This is a genomic window from Pseudomonas sp. MF09150 (assembly GCF_059862355.1).
The window spans coordinates 2,021,194-2,046,537 of sequence record NZ_JCBCUS010000001.1 but is presented as its reverse complement, the minus strand read 5'-3'; the positions used below and the strand labels follow the sequence as shown (position 1 = coordinate 2,046,537).

19 protein-coding genes are annotated in these 25,344 nt (G+C 63.2%); 9 read left to right on the top strand and 10 right to left on the bottom strand.

The window, feature by feature from the left end; genetic code table 11:
- Positions 1-46 precede the first annotated feature (46 nt).
- A complete protein-coding gene (locus tag AC19YX_RS09270) occupies positions 47-433 on the top strand; it encodes a type 1 fimbrial protein (RefSeq protein ID WP_500606095.1) in 387 nt (128 codons plus the stop codon).
- A 37-nt stretch (positions 434-470) separates the two neighbouring features.
- On the opposite strand, the gene AC19YX_RS09265 is transcribed toward AC19YX_RS09270, so the two are convergent.
- Positions 471-1,415: a LysR family transcriptional regulator gene (locus AC19YX_RS09265; RefSeq protein ID WP_078473234.1), complete on the bottom strand. Its 945-nt coding sequence runs from the start codon at positions 1,413-1,415 to the stop codon at positions 471-473.
- A 299-nt stretch (positions 1,416-1,714) separates the two neighbouring features.
- On the opposite strand from AC19YX_RS09265, the gene AC19YX_RS09260 reads away from it, so the two are divergent.
- Positions 1,715-3,040, top strand: coding sequence for an MFS transporter (locus AC19YX_RS09260; RefSeq protein ID WP_500606094.1), 1,326 nt, complete (start codon positions 1,715-1,717; stop codon positions 3,038-3,040).
- Positions 3,041-3,073: 33 nt separating this feature from the next.
- A complete protein-coding gene (locus AC19YX_RS09255; RefSeq protein ID WP_078473236.1) occupies positions 3,074-4,249 on the top strand; it encodes an L-rhamnonate dehydratase in 1,176 nt (391 codons plus the stop codon).
- A gap of 45 nt (positions 4,250-4,294) precedes the next feature.
- On the opposite strand, the gene AC19YX_RS09250 is transcribed toward AC19YX_RS09255, so the two are convergent.
- The gene (locus AC19YX_RS09250; RefSeq protein ID WP_078473237.1) at positions 4,295-5,188 is read right to left on the bottom strand and encodes a DMT family transporter; all 894 of its coding nucleotides are present in this window, start codon (positions 5,186-5,188) and stop codon (positions 4,295-4,297) included.
- Between the two features lie 72 nt (positions 5,189-5,260).
- Positions 5,261-6,886, bottom strand: coding sequence for a methyl-accepting chemotaxis protein (locus AC19YX_RS09245; RefSeq protein ID WP_500606093.1), 1,626 nt, complete (start codon positions 6,884-6,886; stop codon positions 5,261-5,263).
- Between the two features lie 413 nt (positions 6,887-7,299).
- Between AC19YX_RS09245 and aceK the strand changes: the two genes are divergently transcribed.
- The 4 genes from aceK to AC19YX_RS09225 all read left to right on the top strand — a co-directional run bounded on the left by aceK (position 7,300) and on the right by AC19YX_RS09225 (position 16,130).
- Positions 7,300-9,018, top strand: coding sequence for a bifunctional isocitrate dehydrogenase kinase/phosphatase (gene aceK, locus AC19YX_RS09240; RefSeq protein ID WP_201129932.1), 1,719 nt, complete (start codon positions 7,300-7,302; stop codon positions 9,016-9,018).
- Between the two features lie 86 nt (positions 9,019-9,104).
- Complete coding sequence (gene hrpA / locus AC19YX_RS09235; protein ID WP_078473240.1) at positions 9,105-13,001, top strand: ATP-dependent RNA helicase HrpA; 3,897 nt, start codon at positions 9,105-9,107, stop codon at positions 12,999-13,001.
- 242 nt (positions 13,002-13,243) lie between these two features.
- Positions 13,244-14,365 (top strand): beta-ketoacyl-ACP synthase III, encoded by a 1,122-nt coding sequence (locus AC19YX_RS09230; RefSeq protein ID WP_078473241.1) that lies wholly within the window; start codon positions 13,244-13,246, stop codon positions 14,363-14,365.
- 421 nt (positions 14,366-14,786) lie between these two features.
- Positions 14,787-16,130 carry an OprO/OprP family phosphate-selective porin gene (locus tag AC19YX_RS09225; RefSeq protein WP_078473242.1) on the top strand — a complete coding sequence of 448 codons (1,344 nt, stop codon included), beginning with the start codon at positions 14,787-14,789 and terminating at the stop codon, positions 16,128-16,130.
- A gap of 86 nt (positions 16,131-16,216) precedes the next feature.
- Here the strand turns inward: AC19YX_RS09225 and AC19YX_RS09220 are convergent, their stop codons facing one another.
- Positions 16,217-16,639 carry a DUF4440 domain-containing protein gene (locus AC19YX_RS09220; protein ID WP_078473243.1) on the bottom strand — a complete coding sequence of 141 codons (423 nt, stop codon included), beginning with the start codon at positions 16,637-16,639 and terminating at the stop codon, positions 16,217-16,219.
- Positions 16,620-17,990: an MFS transporter gene (locus tag AC19YX_RS09215; protein WP_421547785.1), complete on the bottom strand. Its 1,371-nt coding sequence runs from the start codon at positions 17,988-17,990 to the stop codon at positions 16,620-16,622. Before AC19YX_RS09215 ends, AC19YX_RS09220 begins: the two co-directional genes overlap by 20 nt.
- Positions 17,991-18,092: 102 nt before the next feature.
- Between AC19YX_RS09215 and AC19YX_RS09210 the strand changes: the two genes are divergently transcribed.
- Together AC19YX_RS09210 and AC19YX_RS09205 are read left to right on the top strand one after the other, a co-directional pair.
- Complete coding sequence (locus tag AC19YX_RS09210) at positions 18,093-18,980, top strand: LysR family transcriptional regulator (RefSeq protein WP_078473245.1); 888 nt, start codon at positions 18,093-18,095, stop codon at positions 18,978-18,980.
- Positions 18,981-19,065: 85 nt separating this feature from the next.
- Positions 19,066-20,190 (top strand): GNAT family N-acetyltransferase, encoded by a 1,125-nt coding sequence (locus tag AC19YX_RS09205; RefSeq protein ID WP_421547784.1) that lies wholly within the window; start codon positions 19,066-19,068, stop codon positions 20,188-20,190.
- 17 nt (positions 20,191-20,207) lie between these two features.
- Here the strand turns inward: AC19YX_RS09205 and aqpZ are convergent, their stop codons facing one another.
- The 5 genes from aqpZ to AC19YX_RS09180 form a co-directional block, all read right to left on the bottom strand.
- Entirely contained in the window at positions 20,208-20,903 is a 696-nt protein-coding gene (gene aqpZ, locus AC19YX_RS09200; protein ID WP_201129938.1) for an aquaporin Z, read from the bottom strand.
- Between the two features lie 183 nt (positions 20,904-21,086).
- Positions 21,087-22,919, bottom strand: coding sequence for an ABC transporter ATP-binding protein (locus AC19YX_RS09195; RefSeq protein WP_078473248.1), 1,833 nt, complete (start codon positions 22,917-22,919; stop codon positions 21,087-21,089).
- Between the two features lie 88 nt (positions 22,920-23,007).
- Entirely contained in the window at positions 23,008-23,571 is a 564-nt protein-coding gene (locus AC19YX_RS09190; RefSeq protein WP_020297750.1) for a peptidylprolyl isomerase A, read from the bottom strand.
- A gap of 3 nt (positions 23,572-23,574) precedes the next feature.
- Positions 23,575-24,378: an alpha/beta fold hydrolase gene (locus AC19YX_RS09185; protein ID WP_078473249.1), complete on the bottom strand. Its 804-nt coding sequence runs from the start codon at positions 24,376-24,378 to the stop codon at positions 23,575-23,577.
- Between the two features lie 29 nt (positions 24,379-24,407).
- Positions 24,408-25,331, bottom strand: a complete 924-nt coding sequence (locus AC19YX_RS09180) for a PA3225 family LysR-type transcriptional regulator (protein WP_421547783.1) — start codon at positions 25,329-25,331, stop codon at positions 24,408-24,410.
- Positions 25,332-25,344 lie beyond the last annotated feature (13 nt).

The window sequence follows — 25,344 nt, the reverse complement described above, 5'->3', positions numbered from 1 at the left end:
GCCCGCCTAAGCTGACGACATAGTGGCTACACACGGAGGGCGCAGCATGAACGTAAACCACCTATCAGCAGCAGTCGGGTTGTTTTTTGGGGTCATTGGCCCGACCTTCGCTGCAACGCCCTTGTCTCAAGGGGTCATCCACTTCTACGGCAGTATCGTTGAATCTCCTTGCTCGCCTGATACCCATTCAGCCCATCAGGACAGCGGTGCAACCCTCAGCCTGAGCAGGTGCCCGCAGGCCGCACGCGCAGGTTCGCTCAGCGTGCAGCCCGTCGCCACGGTGGCGGCGCTGTCGCCCTCGGCGGTCAAGGTCAAATTGGTCGCCGACAGCGGCCGGTCCGAGCGCTACTACAGCCAGCAATACGCCCTGGTCGATGGCGCAGGGAAGGCAGTCAACAGCGGCGCCTACATCATCACCCTGACGTCGCCTTGAACCCTGCCGATGATGAGCCGGAGGTTTTCGCCAAGCCCTAGGGCCGCGCTCCGGCTTGCTCGACCCGCACCGAGTGCATGAACGCCTGCATGGCCGATGACTGGATGCGATGGCGCCGGGTAATCAGGCCAAAGGGCGGCAGGCGCGTTTCGAAGCTGATCGGCAGTACCGCCAGCAGATCGCGCCCCGGGTAGTCCTCGACCACCGAGACCGGGGTCACGCCAATCATGTCGGTCTGCTGCACCAGTGACAGCAGGGTCATGATCGAGGTGGTCTCGACGATGCTGCTGGGGATGTCGACCCGGGCATTGTGAAACACCTGATTGATGATCGCGCGCATGGGGCTGGGGTGCTGTTGCAGGACCCAGGTTTCGTTCTGCAGCTCGGCCCAGCTCAGTCGGGTACTGTGTGCCAGCGGATTCTGCGCACCGGCGATCACGCACAATTCCTCCTCGCCCAGGCTGTCGAACAGCAGCTCCTCGGCCCTTGCACCGGCGGGGATCCGGCCGAGCACGATGTCCAGTTGATCCTGCAACAAGGCCTGCACCAGCACGTCGCTGGTGTCGACCTGAATGCTCATGGACAAGCGTGGGTGGCTCTTTTTCAAGGTGGCGATGGTTCGCGTCAGCAAGCCCGAGGCCAGCGCCGGAATGGCGCCGACGGCGACCCGTCCGAGGTTGCCGGACTCCAGGGCCACCAGTTCTTCGCGCATGCCGCTGACTTCGGCGAAAACCATCTGCGCGTAATAAATCACTGTTTCGCCAAACGGCGTCGGGCGCATGCCTCGTGGCAGCCGCTCGAACAGCTCGACCCCCAGCAGGTCTTCGGCTTCGTGAAGCATCTTGGTCGCCGCCGGCTGGGTCATGCCGATATTGTCGGCCGCCCGGCGCAACGAGCCGAACTCCTGCAGCGCCAGCATCAGCCGCAATTGGCGCAGGCGCAGGCGACTGTGGATTACGTTGGCATCAGGAATTCGGGTCATCGGGCCGGGCTCGCAAAAGGGACAGTGGCAAGCCTGCCAACAAATGCCAGGCGCTACCAGCGACCATGATCAGGTTCGGGGTTTCTCCCGATAACCCTAAGTGGGCAGGAAGCGCCTTCTGCTATCACCTGAGGCTATCGGTGGATATGCATAAGTGATTAGCCGCTGTGTCGGGCGCTGGCTAAAGTCGCGCCATCGCTCAAGACGCACCGGCCACCGAGGCGTTTCTTCGGGCGACTCAACAACTACAAAAAGCCAGCCCTGGCGCTTGCCCGGGGCCTGTCTCAAGGAACACTCAAATGACCCGTCCAGATCCTGCCCTGGCGTTGTCCAGCGCCATCTCCAAAAGCCGGCTGCGTTTGCTGCCGTTCCTGATCCTGATGTACATCCTGGCGTTTATCGATCGCTCCAATGTCGGCTTCGCCAAAGCCGCGCTGCAGGCCGATACCGGTCTGGGCGACGCGGCGTTCGCCTTCGGCGCGAGCATCTTTTTCGTCGGTTACGCGTTCTTCGAGGTGCCGAGCAATTACATGCTGCACCGCCTGGGCGCCAAGGTCTGGCTGTGCCGGATCATGGTCACCTGGGGCCTGGTGTCGGCGGCGATGATGTTCGCCCACAACGCCGAAACCTTTTACGTGCTGCGCTTCATGCTGGGGGTGGCCGAAGCCGGTTTCTTCCCGGGGATCATCCTTTACCTCACCTATTGGTTCCCCGCGCAAAGCCGTGGCCAGGCCCTGGGCCTGTTCTATTTCGGCCTGCCGCTGGCGCTGGTGTTGGGCAGCCCGCTGTCGGGCTGGTTGCTGGAGTTCCATGGCGTGTTCGGCCTGACCAACTGGCAATGGCTGTTTGTGGTCGAAGGCCTGATGGCTTCGGTGGTTGGCATCGCCGCCTACTTTTACCTGGTCAACCGTCCGGCCGATGCGAGCTGGTTGAGCCCTGAACAGAAGCAGGCGCTGCAAGACGCCCTGGCCGAAGAGGACGCCCAGAAACAACACAGCAGCCCCCACGGTTTCCTCAGCGCCTTGCGCAACCCTCGGGTGCTGCAATTCTGCCTGGCCTATTTCACCATCCAGATGAGTGTCTACGGTGTGGTGTTCTACCTGCCGACCCGTATCGCCGGGCTGCTCGATGGCCATGTCGGGCTCAGTGTCGGCCTGATTACCGCGATCCCCTGGGTCTGCGCCCTGGTTGTCACGCGCCTGGTCACCCGCTATGCCGACCGCAGCGGCCAGCACCGGCGCATGGCGGTGTGCATGCTGACCATGGCCGCACTGGGCATCGCGGCCTCGGCCCTGGGCAACAGCATGGTGCCGGTGGTGCTGGCATTCTGTTTTGCCGCCGCCGGATTCGTCGCGGTGCAGCCGCTGTTCTGGACCATCCCCACCGGTTACCTCAGCGGTGCCGCCGCCGCTGGCGGGATCGCCCTGATCAACTCCATCGGCAACCTGGGCGGCTTTGTCGCCCCCAACCTGAAAACCGTGATGGAAAGCCAGTTTGCCGATCCGCGCGCGGGCATGTTTGCCCTGGCCCTGGTGGGCATCCTCGGCGCCATCCTGCTGGCTCGACTGCGCACCGGCACTACCCCGAACTCTCCCCAACAGCTCAAACCAGCCCAGGTTGGCTGAACTCTACCCAAGCGTTAGCAAGGAACTGTATCCATGAAAATCAAAGCGATCCGTACCCGCGTTTTCGAGTGGAAAGGCAAGGTCGTCCCACCCCAGGCGCACTTCTGCACCAACGCCAGTGACATCCTGTTCGAGCGTGGCGATGCCATGGGCTCGTTCCGTTTCCACGGCTGGCTGGTGGTTGAAGTCGAGACCGACACCGGCCTCGTCGGTATCGGCAACTGCGCCCTGGCACCGCGGGTGGCCAAGGAAATCATCGATACCTACCTGGCACCCATCGCAATCGGCGAAGACCCGTTCGACAACGAATACATCTGGCAGAAGATGTACCGCCAGAGTCACGCCTGGGGCCGCAAGGGCATCGGCATGGCGGCGATCTCGGCCATCGATATCGCCATCTGGGACATCATGGGCAAGGCGGTGAACAAGCCGGTGTTCAAGCTGCTGGGCGGGCGCACCAAGGAAAAGATCTGGACCTACGCCTCCAAACTGTACGCCAACGACAACCTCGACCTGTTCCTCGAAGAGGCCCAGGGCTATCTGAACCAGGGCTTCACCGCGCTGAAAATGCGCTTCGGCTACGGCCCCAAGGACGGCCCGGCCGGCATGCGTCGCAACATCGAGCAAGTGCGCGCCCTGCGTGAGCTGGCCGGACCGGACATCGACATCATGCTGGAGTGCTACATGGGCTGGACCCTGGAATACGCGCGCCGCATGTTGCCCAAACTGGCCGAGTTCGAGCCGCGCTGGCTGGAAGAGCCAGTGATCGCCGATGACATCGAGGGTTATATCGAACTGAAGAAGATGGGCATCATGCCGATCTCCGGCGGTGAGCACGAGTTCACCTCCTATGGCTTCAAGGACCTGCTGGAGCGGCGTGCGGTGGACGTGATCCAGTACGACACCAACCGGGTCGGCGGCATTACCGCGGCACGCAAAATCAACGCCCTGGCCGAAGCCTGGTCGGTGCCGGTGATTCCCCATGCCGGGCAGATGCACAACTACCACCTGACGATGTCCACCACCGCTTCGCCAATGGCCGAGTTCTTCCCGGTGTTCGACGTCGAAGTCGGCAATGAGCTGTTCTATTACGTGTTCAAGGGTGAGCCGCAGCCGGTCAACGGTTACATCCAGCTCGACGATCACAAGCCGGGCCTGGGCCTGGAAATCTCCGACGACTACCTCGGTGATTTCAACATCATCGAGTAGGCCACCCGCTCGTGGACACCTGTCGCCGCGCCCAGGGCGGCAGGTTCAGGGCTTTCTCAGCACCGTGGGCTGCAACACCAGCCACAACGCCGCGCCAATCAGCGCCCCGCCATAGAGGTGGGCCATGGACAGCGGTTCATCCAGCAGCAACGCCCCCCACAACACCCCGAACAGCGGAATCATGAAGGTCACGGTCATCGACTTGACCGGCCCCACCGAACTCAGCAGGCGGAAGTAAAGAATGTAGGCCAGCGCCGTGCACACCAGGCCCAGGCCCAGCAGCGACAGCCACACGCTCCAGCCGCCCCAGCTGGCGGGCGGTTGGGTAAAGGTGCTGTAGGCGAACAACGGCAGCAGCAACAAGGTGGCGCCGAGCATGCTGCCCAGGGCGGCAAGGCGGCTGTCGAGGCCACCGGCCTGGTCCAGCCAGCGCCGTGCCAGAAAGCCGGCAAAACCGTAGCAGGTGGTGGCCAGCAGGCAGGACAGGGCGCCCAGCAACAGTTGCAGGTCAAAGGCCATGGGCCCGGCGCGGGTCAGGATGCCGACCCCGAACAGTCCCAGGCAGACCCCGGCGATCTTCGCCAGGCTGAGTTTCTCATGGAAGAACAGGCCACCGATCAACACGCCCATCAGCGGCGTGGTGGCGTTGAAAATGGCCGAGTAACCGGCCGGCAGCACCTGGGCGGCCACTGAATACATGGTGGCGGGGATGCCCGAGTTGATCATCCCGAGCAGTAGGACGATTTTGAACTTGCCGCGAAAATCCCAGCTGATGCGCATCAGCGTCAGGATTACCAGCAACCCGCCGGCGGCGATCGAGACCCGAAAAAACGCGGTGGGCACCGTGCCCAGCACGGGCGCGATGATTCGCATAAACAGGAAGCTCGCGCCCCAGATGGCAGCTAATGACAGCAGGCGCAGGATATCGACAGGGCTCACGGCAAACTTCTCACCTAATGGGGGCGAGAGTGTGCCGAGAGGCCCCTGGCCTTGCAAACCCTAATCGGTCTTTTACAGCACGAAACGCGTCACCAGGCCGTTGAGGTCGATGGCCAGGCGCGACAGCTCCTGGCTGGCGGCGGAGGTCTGGGTGGCGCCGGCGGCGGTCTGGGTCGAGAGGTCGCGGATGTTCACCAGGCTGCGGTCGACGTCGCGGGCCACCAGGGCCTGCTGCTCGGCGGCGCTGGCGATCACCAGGTTGCGCTGGCTGATCTGAGAGATCGCGCTGGTGATTTTCTCCAGGGCACTGCCCGCGCTATTGGCCCGTTGCAGGGTGTGCCCGGCCTGCTCTGCGCTGCTTTGCAGGGCGCCGACCGTGGCGTCGGTGCCTTGCTGGATGCGGGTGATCATCTGTTCGATTTCTTCGGTGGAGTCCTGGGTGCGCTGGGCCAGCGAGCGTACCTCGTCGGCCACGACCGCAAAGCCGCGCCCGGCTTCCCCGGCCCGCGCCGCTTCGATGGCGGCGTTGAGTGCCAGCAGGTTGGTCTGTCCGGCGATGCCGCGAATCACCTCCAGCACCTTGCTGATGTCCTGGGCTTGCAACGCCAGGCCCTGGGCCTGGGCCGAGGCACCGAGCACTTCGTCCACCAGTTGCTGGATCGAACTGATGGTTTCACTGACCTGGTAATGGCCGTGCTTGCTGTCCTCGTCCGAGGCTTGCGAGGCCTCGGCGCTGGACACCGCGTTGCCGGCCACTTCATCCACCGCCGCGCTCATTTCGGTGACGGCGGTGGCGGCCTGTTCGATTTCATCGTTCTGCAGTTGCAGGCCCCGGGTGCTCTGCTCCATCACCGAACTCATTTCTTCGGCGGCGGAAGCCAGTTGCTGCGACGATTCGCTGATGCCGTGCAGGGTCGAGCGCAGGTTGGCCTGCATTCCGGCCAGGGCGGTGAGCAATTGCGCGGGTTCATCGGTGCCGTCGCTGCCGATGGGTTGGCTCAAGTCGCCGGCGGCGATGGTCTGCGCCACCGCCAGGGCCTGGGCCAGCGGGGTGGTGATGCTGCGGGTCAGCATCCACGCCAGTAGCAGGGTGCCAACCAGGGCGATGCCAATGATCAGGCTGACAATCCACAGCGAACGGTCGTACATCGCGGCGGCGTTGTCGGCGGCCAGGTCGGCGCCCTCCTGGTTGAAGGTGATCAAGTCCTCCAGGCCTTGGTCGAGCACTGTGCCCTGGGGCGCCAGTTCGCTATTGAGGCGTTTATAAGCCTGCTCGGATTGGCCGGCGTCGATCTCGGCGATGATCTGGTCGAGGATCTGCAGGTAGCGACCGACCAGGGTCTTGAGTGCATTGAGCTTGGCCTGCTCCTGGTCGTTGCTGAGCAGGGCCTGGTGGTCGACGAGGCGTTTTTGCAGTTCCTGGCGCTCGCTGGCGATGATGCCTTTGCTTTTGTCGTGGCTGGCCGCCTGGGCGTTGGCGATCAGGCGCACCGCTTCAAGGCGGATAGCGGCGATGTTGGCCGCGCTGTCGTGGATGTTTTCGATGCTTGGCATCCACGACTCCTCGATGACTTTTGCGCTTTCGCGCAGGGCGGCCATCTGGCCCAGGCAAAACATCCCGACCACGATCAACAGGCTGGCCAGCACCCCGAAACTCAAACTGGCGCGCAGGCCGATGCGGATGTTCCTGATAGACATAACGTGCTCCTTGGTCATTGAAAAAACAGTGTTCCCTTGTCGGTTCGGATCTTGTTGTTAGAGGTTCAAGGCGCGCTGTATATTAAAGTGCCATCATTCTGGTAAGGCCGGCGCAGAGCGCTCCAGGCGGCAAAAAGGGCAAGGCTGGAAGTCGGTGAAAAGTGTGCTCGAATAATTTGACGTCACTTTTTTGCCGCGCAGGGCAGGTGGCAGGCGGGCTGTAGATGAATCGATTAATCACGAGAGGGGTGACTGATCGGTGCTTTTATTGACCGAACGGTCGATTAAAAAAACTTCGGCGCAGGTTGCCGATTACCGACCGATGCCGGCCTCGGCGCGCAAAAATTGCGCTTCTCTGCACCGGCTTCACTGGCTAAGCTCAGGCTTCGAAAATTCCCGCAGAGGTCTCCTTTATGCCGCAGTCATGGCCCGCCGCCGATATCGCTCGAATGATCCTTGAGGGCTTCGACGATTACCGCGAGCATTTTCGCCAGATCACCGACGGCGCCCGTGCCCGCTTCGAGCGTGCGCAATGGCAGGAGGCACAGACGGCCTCGGCGGCACGGATCAACCTGTACGAGGAAAAGGTCGCCGAAACCGTCGCCCGGCTGCACGCGGCCTTCGCGGACAAGGCCTTGCTCGACGTCAGCCAGTGGCCCCTGGTCAAAAGCGCCTACATCAGCCTGATTGACCTGCGCTTTGACGATGAGCTGTCCGAGACCTGGTACAACTCGACCTTCTGCGGGCTGTTCAGCCATGACCTGATCAGCGACGGCTGCATGTTCATCCACACCACCCGGCCCACCCTGCGCCGGGCCCGGGCCGCGCAAACCCGTATCTACAAGCCCGATGGCGAGCTGTCGGCGATGCTCGAGCAGATCTTCGTCGACTACAGCTTCAGCGAGCCCTACGCCGACCTGGCGGGGGACCTCAACCGCCTGCAAGCGCAACTGCGCGAAAACCTGCCGGACTGGGTGTGCAAGGACCCGCAGCTGGCGGTCGAGCTGTTTTCATCGGTGCTGTACCGCAATAAAGGCGCGTACCTGGTGGGCCGCATCTACACCCAGGATGAGCAGTGGCCGCTGGTGATTCCACTGCTGCACCGCGAAGGGCGGGGGATTCAGATCGACGCGCTGATCACCGACGAAGCCGATGTGTCGATCATCTTTTCCTTCACCCGTTCCTACTTCATGGTCGACGTGCCGGTGCCGGCAGAGTTCATCGGCTTTCTCAAGCGCATCCTGCCGGGCAAGCACATCGCCGAGCTCTACACTTCGATCGGCTTCTACAAGCACGGCAAGTCGGAGTTCTACCGGGCGCTGATCAACCACCTGGCCAACACCGACGACCAATTCATCATGGCCCCCGGCGTGCGCGGCATGGTCATGAGCGTGTTCACCCTGCCGGGTTTCAACACGGTGTTCAAAATCATCAAGGACCGTTTTTCGCCGTCGAAGAACGTCGACCGCGCTACGGTGATCGAGAAGTACCGGCTGGTGAAAAGCGTCGACCGCGTGGGGCGCATGGCCGACACCCAGGAGTTCGCCGATTTCCGCTTCCCCCTGAGCAAGTTCGACCCGGCGTGCCTCGCCGAACTGCTGGAAGTGGCAGCGTCGACGGTGGCGGTGGAGGGCGATACGGTGCTGATTCGCCACTGCTGGACCGAGCGGCGCATGACCCCGCTCAACCTCTACCTGGAAAACGCCAACGAAGCCCAGGTGCACGAGGCCCTGGAAGATTACGGGCTGGCGATCAAGCAACTGGCGGCGGCCAATATCTTCCCCGGCGACATGCTGCTGAAAAACTTTGGCGTGACCCGCCATGGCCGGGTGGTGTTCTACGACTACGACGAGATCTGCTTTCTCACCGAAGCCAACTTCCGCCACATCCCGGCCCCGCGCACCCCGGAAGACGAGATGGCCTCCGAGCCCTGGTACTCCATCGGCCCGCTGGACGTGTTCCCCGAGGAGTTCCCGCCGTTCCTGTTCGCCGACTTCGCGCAGCGCAAGCTGTTCGATCAGTTGCACGGCGAGCTGTACAACGCCGATTACTGGAAAGGCCTGCAAGAGGCGATTCGTGCCGGAAAAATCATCGATGTCTTTCCTTACCGGCGCAAAGGCGCGGAGGAATAGAGTCAGCGACACGCTGCAAGCGGCAAGCTAAAAGTGGGCCGTTGCGTTAATCTTGCAGCTTTTCGCTTGAAGCTAGCCGCTGCTCTATGACTATTGACCACCTGCTGAAAAACCTCGACCACGCCATGCTCGCCGACCGCCAACGGCTGCGGCGGCAATTGCTCGAGCTGCGCAAGAAGCCCGACGAGGCCAAGCTCGCGCAGTGGGTCGAGCGCATGCAGGCGTCTTGCGCCCAGGTCACGGCGCGGCGCGCCAGCCTGCCGGTGATTCGCTATGACGACAGCCTGCCGATTGCCGCCAAGCGCGATGAAATCAAGGCGGCGCTGCTCAAGCACCAGGTGTTGATCATCGCCGGCGAAACCGGCTCGGGCAAAACCACCCAGTTGCCGAAAATCTGCCTGGAAATCGGCCGCGGCCAGCACGGCATGATCGGCCACACCCAGCCGCGGCGGATCGCGGCGCGCAGTGTTGCCAGCCGGGTCGCCGAAGAACTGGCCACGCCCCTGGGGTCGCTGGTGGGTTATCAGGTGCGGTTCGAGGACCAGAGTGATTCCAACACCCTGATCAAGCTGATGACCGACGGCATCCTGCTCGCGGAAACCCAGAACGACCGCTACCTGGAACGCTACGACACGATCATCGTCGACGAAGCCCACGAACGCAGCCTGAACATCGACTTCCTGCTGGGCTACCTGAAGACCCTGCTGCCGCGTCGTCCCGACCTGAAAGTCATCATCACCTCGGCCACCATCGACCTGGAGCGCTTCTCCGAGCATTTCGACAAGGCGCCGATTGTCGAGGTGTCCGGGCGCACGTTCCCGGTGGACACCTGGTACCGCCCCCTGACCCTGGAGCAGGACGAAGAGGGCAACCGGGTCGAAGACGACCTGACGGTGGATCAGGCAATTCTCGCCACCCTTGATGAAATTGCCGCCTATGAGCGCAGCGAGCGCCGCAGCCCCGGGGATGTGCTGGTGTTCCTGCCCGGCGAACGGGAGATCCGCGACGCCGCCGAAATGCTGCGCAAGGCCCAGCTCAAGCACACTGAAATCCTGCCCTTGTATGCGCGGCTGTCACCGGCCGAGCAGCAGCGGATTTTCCAGTCGCACCCGGGGCGGCGTGTGGTGCTGGCGACCAACGTTGCCGAGACCTCGCTGACGGTGCCCGGCATCCGCTATGTGATCGACAGCGGCACCGCACGCATCAGCCGCTACAGCTATCGGGCCAAGGTCCAGCGCCTGCCGATCGAAGCTATTTCCCAGGCCAGCGCCAACCAGCGCAAAGGCCGTTGCGGTCGAGTCGAGCCGGGTATCTGCATCCGCTTGTACAGCGAAGAAGACTTTATCGGGCGTCCGGAATTTACCGACCCCGAGATCCTGCGCACCAACCTCGCGGCGGTGATCCTGCAGATGCTGCACCTGCGCCTGGGGGAAATCACCGACTTCCCGTTTATCGAGCCGCCGGATGGCAAGGCCATCAGCGATGGTTTCAACCTGCTGCAAGAACTCTCGGCCGTCGACCGCAACAGCCAGCTGACGCCGTTGGGCCGGCAACTGGCGCGCTTGCCGGTGGACCCGCGCATGGGCCGCATGCTGCTGGAAGCGGCCAAGCTCGGCAGCTTGCAGGAAGTGCTGATCGTTGCCAGCGCCATGTCGATCCAGGACCCGCGCGAGCGGCCGCCGGAGCGTCAGCAAGCGGCCGACCAGGCCCATGCGCAATGGAAGGACGTGGACTCGGACTTCGCCGGGCTGGTCAATCTGTGGCGCGGTTTCGAAGAGCAGCGCCAGGCCCTGACCGCCAGCCCGCTGCGCAACTGGTGCCGCAAGAACTTCCTCAACTACTTGCGCCTGCGCGAGTGGCGCGACTCCCATCGGCAACTGAGCCTGATCTGTCGCGACCTGCAACTGAGCCTCAATAAAGAGCCGGCCGATTACCCGAAACTGCACAAGGCAGTATTGGTCGGCCTGCTGAGCCAGATCGGCCAGAAGACCGAGGACGGCGATTACCTCGGCGCCCGTCAGCGCCGGTTCTGGATTCACCCTTCGTCGGGCCTGGGCAAGAAGCGTCCGCAATGGCTGATGACCGCCGAGCTGGTGGAAACCACCAAGTTGTACGCGCGCATGGTGGCCAAGATCGACCCCGACTGGATCGAGCCCCTGGCCGGGCACCTGATCAAGAAAAACCACTTCGAACCCCATTGGGAGAAGAAGCGCGGGCAGGTGGTGGCCTACGAGCAAATCACCCTGTTCGGGCTGATTGTGGTGGGCCGACGTCCGGTGCATTACGGCCCGGTGGACCCGGTGGTGTCGCGCGAGCTGTTTATCCGTGAAGGCCTGGTGCGGGGTGAAATCCAGTCCCGGGCCAAGTGCCTGGCGGCCAACACCCGCCTGCTGGAGCAGCTCGACGAACTGGAAGCCAAGGCCCGGCGCCGCGACATCCTGGCCGACGAAGAAACCCTGTTTGCCTTCTACGATGCGCGGCTGCCGGCGGAAATCCACCAGACCGCGACCTTCGACAGCTGGTACCGGGTCAACAGCCAGAAAGACCCGCAGTTGCTGATCATGCGCGAAGAGGACGTGCTGGCCCGCGAGGCCAGTGAAGTCACTGCCTTGCAGTACCCGGACACCTTGCACATCGGTGATCTGGAGCTGGCCCTGAGTTACCACTTTGAACCCAATCACCCGCGTGATGGGGTGACCCTGCGCGTGCCGGCGCCGCTGTTGCCGGCACTGCCGGTGGAGCGCCTGGAGTGGCTGGTGCCGGGGCTGATCGAGGCCAAGTGCATTGCCCTGGTGCGTAACCTGCCCAAGGCCTTGCGCAAGAACTTCGTGCCGGTGCCGGACTTTATCAAGGCCGCCCTGCAGCGCATCGACTTTGGCCAGGGCTCGCTGCCCCAGGCCCTGGGTCGTGAATTGCTGCGCATGACCGGCGCCCGGGTCAGCGACGAAGCCTGGGCCGAGGCCGCGCAACAGGTGGAAAACCACCTGAAGATGAACCTGGAAATCGTCGACGGCCAGGGCCAGTTCCTGGGTGAAGGGCGCGACCTGGCTGAGCTCACGGCGCGTTTTGCCCAGGCCAGCCAAGCGGCCCTGGCCGTACCGCAGACCGCGAAAAGCCAGCAGCCGGTAGAGGCCAAGGTCTTTGCCGCAGTGGCAGAAAAGACCCAGCAAAAGATCGCCGGGCTGTCGATGACGGTGTACCCGGCGCTGGTGGAGGAGGGCGGCACTGTCAAGGAAGGGCGCTTCTCCACGGCCGCCGAGGCCGAGTTCCAGCACCGGCGTGCCTTGCAGCGCCTGCTGTTGCAGCAACTGGCCGAACCGGCGAAGTTCCTGCGCGGCAAACTGCCCGGGCTTACCGAATTGGGCTTGCTGTACCGCGAACTGGGGCGTGTCGAGTCGTTGGTGGAAGACATTCTGCTGGCCAGCCTCGACAGCTGCGTGCTTGAAGGCGAGGCCAGCCTGCCGCGTGACGGCGCTGGCCTCGCGTCCCTGGCCGAGCGCAAGCGTGGCGGCTGGACCGAGCATGCCGAGCGTCTGGCCAGGCTGACCCTGGAGATTCTCAAGCTGTGGCACGGCCTGCAAAAACGCTTCAAGGGCAAGATCGACCTGGCCCAGGCGGTGGCGCTCAATGACATCAAGCAGCAGCTGGGCAATCTGGTGTACCCGGGGTTCGTCCGCGAAACCCCGAGCCAGTGGCTCAAGGAGTTGCCGCGCTACCTCAAGGCCATCGAGCTGCGCTTCGAGAAGCTCGGCAGCCAGGTGCAGAAGGATCGGGTGTGGAGTGGCGAGTTGAGCGGCCTGTGGGCGCAATACCAGGCCCGGGCTGGCAAGCACGCCCAGGAAGGCAAGCGTGACCCGCAATTGGAGCTCTACCGCTGGTGGCTGGAGGAGTATCGGGTATCGCTGTTTGCCCAGCAGTTGGGGACCAAGGTGCCGATCTCCGACAAGCGCCTGAGCAAGCAATGGAGCCAGGTCGAGGCCTGACTGGGGGAGGGCGCCTGCTTGCCGCAAGTGCCCCGTCGATCTCGCAGTTGCGGCGAAATGCCATTGGATATGGCAAACTCCGCCGTCATAAATGCCGGCCCCGGGTTCAGGCGTCACCGCCAGCCCGGGCGGATCGGAATAAAGCGATGCCAGGCTCTGCCCCGTCGATTGCGGGATGGACCATTTACGGTTTGGTACGTCGGTGCCAATACCTTCTGCCTGAACAGAATAGAGGAACGACCGTGCATAACGTCGTCATCAGCGGCACCGGCCTGTACACCCCGGCCAACAGCATCTCCAACGAAGAGCTGGTGCAGTCTTTCAACACCTACGTGCACCAATTCAATACCGACAACGCCGCCGCCATCGAGCGCGGCGAGGTCCAGGCGCTGACCGAGTCCAGCGCCGCCTTCATCGAAAAAGCCTCCGGCATCAAAAGCCGCTTTGTCATGGACAAGGACGGCATCCTCGACCCGCAACGCATGGCCCCGCGCCTGCCCGAGCGCAGCAATGACGAATGGTCGGTGCTGTGCCAGATGGCTATCGGCGCTGCCGAACAGGCCCTGCAGCGCGCCGGCAAGACCGCCGCCGACATCGACGGGGTGATCGTTGCCTGCTCCAACCTGCAACGGGCCTACCCGGCCATCGCCATCGAAGTCCAGGAAGCGCTGGGTATCCAGGGTTTCGGTTTTGACATGAACGTGGCGTGTTCGTCGGCGACCTTCGGCATTCAGGCCGCCAGCAACAGCGTACAGCTGGGCCAGGCGCGGGCGATTCTGATGGTCAACCCGGAAGTCTGCACCGGGCACCTGAACTTCCGTGACCGCGACAGCCACTTCATCTTCGGCGACGCCGCCACCGCGGTGATTATCGAACGTGCGGACCTTGCGACCTCGCCGTACCAGTTCGACATCGTCAGCACCAAGCTGCTGACCAAGTTCTCCAACAACATCCGCAACAACTTCGGCTTCCTCAACCGCGCGGCGGAAGAGGGCATCGGTGCCCCGGACAAACTGTTCGTGCAGGAAGGCCGCAAGGTGTTCCGCGATGTGTGCCCGATGGTCGCCGAGCTGATCGGTGTGCACTTGGAAGAGAACCAGCTCAACGTCAGCGACGTGAAGCGTTTCTGGCTGCACCAGGCCAACCTCAGCATGAACCACCTGATCGTGAAAAAACTCCTTGGCCGCGAAGCCTCGGTGGAAGAAGCCCCAGTGATTCTCGACACCTACGCCAACACCAGTTCGGCCGGTTCGGTGATTGCATTCCACACCTACCAGGACGACCTGCCGAGCGGCTCGCTGGCAGTGCTCAGCTCCTTTGGCGCCGGCTACTCGATCGGTAGCGTGCTGCTGCGCAAACGCTGATCCCACGCTAATGGGGGGGTGAGACATGGCGCTCGCCCCATCCGCGCAGCCATCCCCCTGTAGCCGCTGCCGATAGGCTTGGGCCGCGCTGGGACGCTGGCCCTAAGCCCCACCGCGATTTTCCCGAATGTACTCCGGCGCCCATGCCGGCCAGCGCAGCCTGGCGGCAGCGGCTACCGCTATTCCCTCTGTACGCCCCCCCCGAGCCTATCGGCACTGCTTACGTCCGAGCCCGCGCAAGGCGTCTGATACAGGCTTTTTGCCTTATTTCAATTCGAAGTAAAAAAGTTCCCCTGTCATAAAATCTTTATCTATCAGCAACTCCCCTGAAATAACCGGTCGCCAAGATTCCCTCCCAACACGAGCGGGCCTGAACCGCGTGTTTTCAACGCAACAGACCACCAATTAGGGGAACTCTTCGATGATCCGTAAGCACTTCGCCGGTTTTGCTGCCAGCGCCCTGGCCATGGCAGTAACCGCCCAGGCTTTCGCTGGCACCGTCACCACTGATGGCGCCGATATCGTAGTCAAAACCAAAGGCGGCCTTGAGGTCGCGACCACCGACAAAGAGTTCAGCTTCAAGCTGGGCGGTCGCTTGCAGGCCGACTACAGCCAGTTCGACGGTGTCTACACCAAGAACGGTGACACCGCGGACGCCGCTTACTTCCGTCGCGCGTTCCTCGAACTGTCCGGCGTGCTGTACACCGACTGGGCCTACACCATCAACTACGACTTCTCCCACAACACGGGTGACTCGGATAACGGCTACTTCGACGAAGCGTCGCTGGCCTACAACGGCTTCAAGCCGGTGTCGATCAAAGTCGGTCGTTTCGACCCCGACTTCGGCCTGGAAAAAGCCACCAGCTCGAAGTGGGTTACCGCTCCGGAACGTAACATCGCCTACGACATGGTCGACTGGGCCAACAGCCACCAGAACGGCCTGGGCTTGCAGGCTTCCGGTGTCTTCGCCGAGTCGTTCTACGCGTCTGCTGGCGTGTTCAGCAAAGACACCGACGACACCGACGGCAACAGCATCAAGCAGGTCAACGGCCGCTTCGTATTCGCCCCAATGCATGATGCGGGCAACGTGCTGCACTTCGGTGTGAACGTCGCGTCCCGTGACGTTTCCGACACCGCGTTCGACTCTCGCTACCGCACCCGCATGGGCATGCGTGGCGTTGAAACCCTGGGCGGCAACGATGCCGGCACCAACGGCAACCGTCCGGTACTGGGTGGCGCTTCGGCATCGCCTGCCGGTTCCTACGACCGTGATACTGCCCTGGGCCTGGAAGCCGCGTTCGCCATGGGCCCGGCCTCGATCCAGGGTGAGTACGTCACTCGCAAGACCAAGGCCGATGCCAGCAACGTTGAAGACCTCAAGGGTCACGGCTTCTATGTACAGGGTGCCTACACCCTGACCGGCGAATCCCGTGGCTATAAAGTCGGCAAGTTCGATGCGATCAAGCCGGCGAACAAGGCCTTCGGTGCCTGGGAACTGTTCTACCGCTACGACAGCCTGACCGTGGAAGACGACAACGTGACCACCGCCAGCCTGACCCGTGATGTCGGCGACGCTTCGGTCAAGGTCCACAACCTGGGTGTGAACTGGTACGCCAACGAAGCGGTGAAAATCTCCGCCACGTACCTCAAGGCCAAGACCGATAAGGTCACCAACGCTACCGCGGCTGCCGGCGCCATCCCTGCTGCCCGCACTGGCGACGACAGCGGTGACGGTTTCGTCCTGCGCGCGCAGTACGTGTTCTAAGGTGCTGTAAAACCGATACAGAGCTCTTTCTCATCCGTTAAAGCTCCTCTCGTTTTAACCCCGCCCCGGCGGGGTTTTTTTTGGCCTCAGAACGGCGTTTCAGGCAACGGCGGGCAAGAGGTTTCGTGCAGGTACAGCCATTGGGCCGAGCCTTGGTCCAGGCCGATGATGGCCAGGGACAGGCGCGAGGTGAGGCTGTTTCCCAGGCGATGGGTTTCGCGGTAGCGGATTGCCGCGACCTGGGGTTGCTGCCACACACACCGCCACTCGCTGAGGTGGATCTGCAGGCCGGCACGGGCACCCACGGCGCCACGGAACATCTGTTCGACCTGGGCCCGACCCACCGAGGCGCCCGTGGTGGTGACCATGCTGAAGTCTTCGGCAAATACCGGCATCAGTTGCTCGATGGCGGCCAGGCCCTGGCCGTGATGGTCGGTGAATACCTGGTGGATCAGGTCATGCACCTGACGAATGCTGTGGATGGCCTGTTCAGCGCTGGAGGTGTGCATAAGTGTCCTGTTTGGCGGGTTGGAGGCGATGCAGATAAAGAAGAGGCAGCAGGCCGAGCAGGGCGGCGATGGCCCAGCTCAGGTGGTAGGCCGAGTGGGTCGGCAGGGTGCGCAGCAGCAGGTTGCAGATCATCAGCAACAGCGCGGCGCCGAGGCTGAAGGACATCTGCCGGTTGATGTTCCAGATCACGCTGCCCTTGTGTGTCAGGGCGCCGTCGAAATCCAGCAACGCCGTGGTTTGTGCGGTGTTGGCGCCGATGCCGCCGCCCACCCCCATCAGCCCATAGGCCGCGATGATCAGCGGCAGGTCGGCCGCTGTATCGACCCCGCACAGCAGACCGATGCCGGCGCTGTGCAGCAGCAGGGCCAGGCCGAACAGGCGCCTGGCGCCCATGCGCTGGTAGACCCGGCCGCAGACCAGCATGGCGATGAAGGCGCCGCCGGCGTAGAGCACCATAAAGCTTCCGGTCAGGCCGGCGCTGAAATGCAGGGTGTCTTGCAGGAAGAACATGCTCAGCAGGTTGGCCCCGGTGAACAGGCCGGGGATCGCGTAATAAATGCCGATCGAGCCGCTGAGGCGGACGCTGCGCAGCAGCCTCAGGTCGACGATGGGGTGAGTACTGCGCCGGCAATGCCTTATGTACAGCAGGCTGAAACCGACCCCGGCCAACAGGCACGACGCCGCAGCCAGGGGCGGGTAATCGGTGCCGTACAGCGACAACCCCAGGAGCAGCGTGGCCAGCGCCGCGCTGACCAGCAGCAGGCCGCGCAGGTCCGGCCGGGGCCCGGGCGGAGCGCGGCGCTCGCGGATCCAGCACCAGGCCAGGCCGGCGGCCAGCAGGGAAAACGGCAGGTTGCTGGAGAACACCCAGCGCCACGAACTGTGGTCGACGATCAGCCCGCCAAGGGGCGGTGACAAGGCGGGGGCGATCAGCGCCACGGCCATGATCAGGGTCGAGACCTTTGCCCGTTGCTCGCCCTGGAACAGATTGAACGTCAGGGCCTGCCCGACCGGAATCAGCAGGCCGCCACCGATCCCCTGGAGCAGGCGCCAGAACAGCAGCTCGGGAAAACTGCCGGCCAGGGCACAGAGCCCGGCCGTGATGCTGAACAGCAGCATCGACAGGGTGAGGATCTCGCGGCTGCCATAGCGCCCGGCCAGCCAGGTACTGATGGGCATGATCAGGGTCAGGCCGAGGATGTAGGCGTTGGCGACCCAGGCCACGGCAGTACCGGACACCTGCAGGTCGGTGGCGATGCTGGGCAGCGCCACGGCCGACATGAAGATATTGACGCAGTCGATAAAGAACCCGAGCAGGAATACCAGCGCCACTTGGTAGCGATAAGTCATGTCATCTCCCTTTTGCCGGGGAGCTTAGGGGCGATAGGCCGACCGGGTCCATGCCCCTATACTTGAAACATTGTTTGATGAGGCTTGACAGTGAATAACCCTTTGCACGCCCACCTGAACCGGGTGCAGACCTTTCTCGCGGTGGTGGATTTCGCCTCCTATACCAAGGCCGCCCATTACCTGGGCATGAGCAAAGCCATGGCCAGCCTGCATGTGAAGGCCCTGGAGCAGGCACTGGGCAGCACCTTGCTGATCCGCAGCACGCGCCGTGTTTCCCTGACTGAAACCGGCCAGGACTTCTATCAGGAGTTCAAGGGCATCGTCGCCAGTATCGACAATGCATTTGACAATGTTCTGAACGGTCACGGCCGGGTCGCGGGCACGTTGCGCTTCAGTTCCACCGGCGAATACGCCGAGAAATTTGTCTTGCCGCTGTTACCCCTGTTTGCCGCGCGCCATCCCGAGGTGCGCCTGAGTTACCACTTCAACTCATCCTTGAATGACCTGGTGGCGGAAAAACTCGACCTGGTGATTCGCCTGGGCAACCTCGGCGACTCGGCGTTCAAGAGCCGCAAGCTCGACGAATACGAGATTGTGCTGGTGGCCAGTCCGGCATTCGCCCAGGGGGTTGCGGTGCACGTTCCCCAGGACTTGAGCCGGCTGCCGTGGATCACCCATAACACGCTGCAGGGGCCGCCCAGCTGGACCTTCAGCCACCCGGTGCGGGGCGATGTCGAGGTCACGCTCAACAGCCAGCATGAGTCCAACGCGTCGACGGCGATTCGCGCGCTGACCCTGGCCGGCCTCGGGGTGGCGGTGCTGCCGGCCTGGATGGTGGACGACGATCTGGCCCAGGGGCGCCTGGTGCGCTTGCTGCCCGAGTACGGCCTGCCGAGGCAGTCGGTGCAGGTGGTGTTTCCCAACAGCGCGCACCTGCCGGCGAAATCCCGGGCTTTTATCGATTTTCTGGCGCTGCACCTGGGCCGTTGAGCCTGCCCCGGCGGTTTTTATTTCGGCGCGCCGGACGATGGGGGATACTCGGCCGGTGCTTGGGCCATCAATACCGGGGAACGCAATGCCGCTTCAATCCTTGAACAGTCTCTCTGCCGTCGACCCGCAACAGTGGGATGCCCTGGTGGCCGATGCGCAGCCGTTTTTACGGCATGCCTTTCTCAGCGCCCTGGAAGACAGCGGCAGTCTCGGCCCGCGCTCCGGCTGGCAGCCCGAGCACCTGTTGCACGTGGAAGACGGGCGTTTGCTGGCGGCGCTGCCCAGTTATCGCAAATGGCATTCCTATGGCGAGTACGTGTTCGATCACGGCTGGGCCGAGGCTTGCGAGCGTGCCGGGATCGACTACTACCCCAAGCTCCTGACCGCCGTGCCCTTCAGCCCGGTCAGTGGCCCGCGGGTGCTGGCGGCCAGCCAGGAGGACGCCTTCGAACTGCTTAAAAGCCTGCCCGGCTACCTGGAGATCGAGCAGCTTTCCAGCGCCCATATCAATTTCACCGACCCCTTTGCCGACGCCGCCCTGGCCGGGCAGGCGGGTTGGCTGCAGCGCCTGGGGTGCCAGTTTCATTGGCAGAATCGCGGGTACCGGGACTTCCAGGATTTCCTCGACACCCTGGCTTCGCGCAAGCGCAAACAGATGCGCAAGGAGCGCGAGCAGGTGGCGGGGCAGGGCATCGAGTTCCAGTGGCTGGGCGGGCATGAGCTGGATGAGGCGCAGTGGGATTTTGTCTACGCCTGCTACGCCAACACTTACGCCGTGCGGCGCCAGACGCCCTACCTGACCCGGGCCTTCTTCAGCTTGCTCGCCGAGCGCATGCCCGAGGCCATTCGCGTGGTCCTGGCCAAGCAGGGCCCGCGGCCGGTGGCCATGGCTTTCAGTCTGGTGGGTGGCGACAGTTTCTATGGACGCTACTGGGGCTGCCTGGCGGAGTTCGATCGGCTGCATTTCGAAACCTGTTTCTACCAGGGCATGGATTACGCCATCGCCCACGGTCTGCAACGCTTCGACGCCGGGGCCCAGGGTGAGCACAAGCTGATTCGCGGTTTCGAGCCGGTGATTACCCATTCCTGGCACTACCTGCGCCATCCCGGGCTGAATGCGGCGGTGAAGGATTTCCTGCAGCAGGAACGGCTCGGCATCCTGGCCTATGCCGAGGAAGCGAGGGCCGCCTTGCCTTATCGGCAAGCCTGACCCTCGCGGTCAGCGCGCTAGCGGTCTTCCCGGCCCAGCCAGCGATAAAGCCCGCCACCGATCACCGCACCCAAGATCGGTGCGACCCAGAACATCCACAGCTGCTGGATCGCCCAGCCGCCGACGATCAGCGCCGGGCCGGTACTGCGCGCCGGGTTGACCGAGGTGTTGGTGACCGGGATCGAGATCAGGTGGATCAGGGTCAGCGCGAGGCCGATGGCGATCGGCGCAAAGCCCGCCGGGACCCGTTTATCGGTGGCGCCGAGGATGATCACCACAAACATCAGGGTCATCACCACCTCGCAGACAAAGCCCGCCGCCATCGAGTAACCGCCCGGCGAGTGCGCGCCGTAGCCGTTGGACGCCAGGCCGCTGGACAGCTCGAAGCCGGGTTTGCCGCTGGCGATGTAGTAGATCAGGGCCGCCGCGACAATCCCGCCTATCACTTGCGCCACCACATAGGCTGGCAACTCCCTGGCCGGAAACCTGCCACCCACCACCAGCCCCACCGACACGGCAGGGTTGAGGTGACAACCGGAGATATGGCCGATGGCGAACGCCATCGTCAGAACAGTGAGGCCAAACGCCAGGGCCACACCCAATACACCGATCCCCAGGGGGGAAGACGCGGCCAGCACTGCGCTGCCACACCCACCCAGAACCAGCCAGAACGTACCCAGCAACTCAGTGACTGAACGCTTGAACAGAGACATGAGGTGAATCCTTGATAGGACGACCTATCGATTCGATAACGCCATGATGCGTCCCTGCAGATGAACTACAGGTTCTGCGCCAGAACCTAGGCTGAGTACAGCAGGATTCTGGCCGAATTCCAGCGCCCATAAAAAAGCCAGAGCCCTCTACACACAAGGGCTCTGGCTGGTTTTGCAAGGCTGTTAGTCGATGCCGACAAAACCCCCGGTCTGGTGCTGCCACAGGCGTGCGTACAAGCCGCCATGGGCCAGCAATTGGGCATGGCTGCCGCTTTCGGCGATGCGGCCTTTTTCCAGGACCACCAGGCGGTCCATACGGGCGATGGTCGAGAGCCGGTGGGCGATGGCGATTACGGTCTTGCCCTGCATCAGGGTTTCCAGGCTCTCCTGGATCGCCGCTTCGACTTCCGAATCCAGGGCCGAGGTGGCCTCGTCCATGATCAGGATCGGCGCGTCCTTGAGCAGCACCCGGGCAATGGCGATGCGCTGGCGCTGGCCACCGGACAACTTGACCCCGCGCTCGCCGACATGGGCGTCAAAACCGCTGCGGCCTTCGGAATCCACCAGTTGCGGAATGAACTCGTCGGCCCGGGCCTTGCGCACGGCCTCCCACAGTTCCTCGTCGGTGGCGTCGGGCTTGCCGTACAGCAGGTTGTCGCGGATCGAGCGGTGCAGCAGCGAAGTGTCCTGGGTGATCATGCCGATGTGTTCGCGCAGGCTCTCCTGGGTGACTTCGGCGATATCCTGGCCATCGATCAGGATGCGCCCGCCCTGCAGGTCATAGAGCCGCAGCAGCAGGTTGACCAGGGTCGACTTGCCCGCCCCGGACGGGCCGATCAGGCCGATCTTCTCGCCAGGCCGGATCACCAGTTCGAGACCACCGATGACCCCCGATTGCTTGCCGTAGTGAAAGTCCACCTGCTCGAAGCGCACTTCGCCCTGGGTCACGGCCAGGCGTGGCGCCTGTTCGCGGTCGGTGACACTCAGGGGCTGGGCGATGGTCTGCAAGCCGTCCTGGACCATGCCGATGTTTTCGAAGATGCCGTTGACCACCCACATGATCCAGCCCGACATGTTGACGATGCGGATCACCAGGCCGGTGGCCAGGGCAATGGCGCCGACCGAAATCAGCGACTGGGTCCAGAGCCACAGGGCCAGGCCCGTGGTGCCGACGATCAGCAGGCCGTTCATGCTGGTGATGACCACGTCCATGCTGGTGATGACGCGGCTGGCCAGCTGGGTTTTTTCGGTCTGCTCGGCAATCGCTTCGCGGGCGTAGTTCTGTTCGAACTGGGTGTGGGCGAACAGCTTGAGGGTGGTGATGTTGGTGTAGCCGTCGACGATGCGCCCCATCAGTTTGGAGCGTGCATCGGAGGACACCACCGAACGGTCCTTGACCCGAGGCACGAAGTAGCGCAGCGCACCGATGTAGCAGGCGATCCACGCCAGGAGTGGGATCATCAGGCGCCAGTCGGCCTCGGCGAACAGCACCAGGGCGCTGACCGCATAGATCAGCACGTGCCACAGGGCGTCGACGGCTTGCACCGCCGAGTCGCGCAGGGAGTTGCCGGTCTGCATGATGCGCTGGGCGATGCGCCCGGCAAAATCGTTCTGGAAGAAATTCAGGCTCTGCTTGAGCACGTAACTGTGGTTCTGCCAGCGGATCATGCTGGTCATGCCGGGGCTGATGGTCTGGTGCACCAGCAGGTCATGCAGGCCGACGAACAGCGGCCGCAACAGGAGCGCGACCACGGCCATCCAGATCAGCTCGGTGCCGTGGATCTTGAAGAAGTCCACATTGGGCGTGCCCTGGGCCAGATCGATCAGGCGGCTCAGATAGCTGAACAGCGAAACCTCGATCAGGGCCACGAACAGGCCCACTACCAGCAGGGCGGCAAAGCTCGGCCAGACTTGCTTGATGTAGTACAGGTAGAACGCCAGGACCCGGTTTGGCGGTGCAGCCGTGGGGGCGTCGCGGAAGATGTCGATCAGTTGTTCGAAACGGCGATAGAACATTGGGTTTGGTGCCCGCAGGGCGGGCTCTCCTGGTCAAGATATGAGCGGCCGCACGGCACGGTACGACCGCTCCTGACGCCTTGCCTCTTTAGTCGATGCGCTTGGCCGACTTGATCAGCACAGGGTCGATCGGCACATTCTGCATGCCTTGTTTGGTGGTGGTCTGGGAGTTGACGATCTGGTCGACCACGTCCATGCCATTCACCACTTTGGCGAATACCGCGTAGCCGGCATCGCGGCCCGGGTCGAGGAAGGCGTTGTCGGCCACGTTGATAAAGAACTGGCTGGTGGCCGAGTTCGGGTTCGAGGTGCGGGCCATCGACAGGGTGCCACGCACGTTGTGCAGGCCGTTGCTGGCTTCGTTCTTGATCGGGTCGCGGGTGTCTTTCTGATTCATCTGTGCAGTGAATCCACCGCCCTGGACCATGAACCCCGGGATCACCCGGTGAAAGATGGTGTTGCTGTAGAAGCCGCTGTCGACGTATTCAAGAAAGTTCTTGCTGGAGATCGGTGCCTTGACCGGGTCCAGTTCGATTTCGATCTTGCCGAAGCTGGTGTCCAGCACGACGTGGGGAGCCTTGGCCGGTTGTGCGGCCATCAGGTTGGCGGCGAACAGAACGGAGCCGGCGACGAGGGCGATTTTTTTCAGCATGGGTCAGTGATCCTGGGTGGTGGTGTCGACTGTGGTTAAAAACTCGAGCAGGGTTTGATTGAAACGGTGTGGCTGGTCCAGCGGGGTGGCGTGGCGTGAATCGTCGATCACCACCAGTCGTGCGTGGGGCAGCAATTTCACGTAGGCCTCTTTCTGCGCCACCGGGGTGTAGTCGTGGTCGGCGCTGACGATCAGGGTTGGACAGGGAATGCGGGAAAGTCGTTCCTTTACCCCCCAGCCAACAATGGCGTCGAAGCTGGCGAGATAAGCACGTTTGTCGTTTTTTGCCCAGCGTTCGGCCATCTTTTGCCGCAGCTCGGCCTGCTCCGGCTTGGGGAACAGGTTGCGGCCCAGGGCCTGGCCGATGGTCGCCAGGCCCAGTACTCGGGCCAAGCTCCAGCGCTTGAACCATTGCCAGTAATCGGCGCGACTGCGCAGCTTGACCTCAGGCCCGCTGTTGACGATGCACAGGCTCCTGAGCAGTTGTGGGTGATCGACTGCCAGTTGGAAGCCGATCATGCCGCCCATGGAAAGCCCGACCAGGTGCGCGGGCGCAAGGTTCAGGTGCTCGATCAGGGCGACCAGGTCGGCACTGAACCCGGCAATGCTGTAGCGCTCGTGGGGTTTGTCGGAGCGGCCGTGGCCACGCACATCGGGCACGATCACCCGGTAACGGGCCGCGAGATCGGCGATCTGCATTTCCCAGTCCAGGGTGCTGGAGCCCAGGCCATGCATCAGGATCAGCGGTGTGCCCTGGCCGTATTCCTCAAAGTGCAGGGTGCATCCTTCATGTTCGAAATAGGCCACGGCACAACTCCTGTTCGGGCGGGTGGGGGTCAGGCTTGTTCGGGGGCAGCGAAGGGCGCATCCAGCGGCGCTGTGTCAAAGGTGCGCAGCAGCTCCACCAGAATCTGAGTGGCCGGGCCCAGGGGCTTGTCCTTGTTCGAGTACAGGTAAAAGGTCGGGTGCCGGCTGCCGCCTTGTTCCATCGGCAGCACCTTGAGCACGCCTTCGCGGATTTCCCGTTCGATCAGGTGCCGGGGCAGCCAGGCAAAACCCAGGCCGCTGCCGACGAAGGTGGCGGCGGTGGCCAGGCTGCCCACGGTCCAGCGCTGTTCGGCGCCGAGCCAGCCGACATCCCGGGGTTGCTGGCGGCCGGAGTCGCGGATCACCACTTGCAGCTGGCTTTCCAGGTCCTGGAAATTCAGCTCGCGTTGCAGGCGATGCAGGGGGTGTTCCGGGTGCGCCACGGCGACGAATTCCACTGAGCTCATTTCCGTGCCCAGGTAGCCGGGGATGCTGAAGCTGCTGATGGCCAGGTCGGCGACGCCTTCGAGCAGCACCTCCTCGACCCCGGACAACACTTCCTCGCGCAGTCGTACCCGGCAACCGCGGCTCTGGGGCATAAAGGCGGTCAGGGCCCGCACCAGGCGCGCATTGGGGTAGGCGGCGTCGACCACCAGCCGTACTTCGGCCTCCCAGCCTTGCTCCATGTGATGGGCCAGGTCTTCCAGCTGGCTGGCCTGCTTCACCAGTTGCCGGGAACGCCGCAGCAAGACGCCGCCGGCTTCGGTCAAGACCGCCTTGCGGCCGTCGATGCGCAACAGTGGCACGCCCAGTTGATCCTGCATGCGGGCCACGGTGTAACTGACGGAGGATTGCGAGCGATGCAGCGCCTCGGCAGCCTGGGCAAAGCCGCCATGGTCGACCACGGCCTGCAGGGTTCGCCATTGATCGAGGGTAACGCGGGGCGCTTTCATGAGGGGCTCCTCT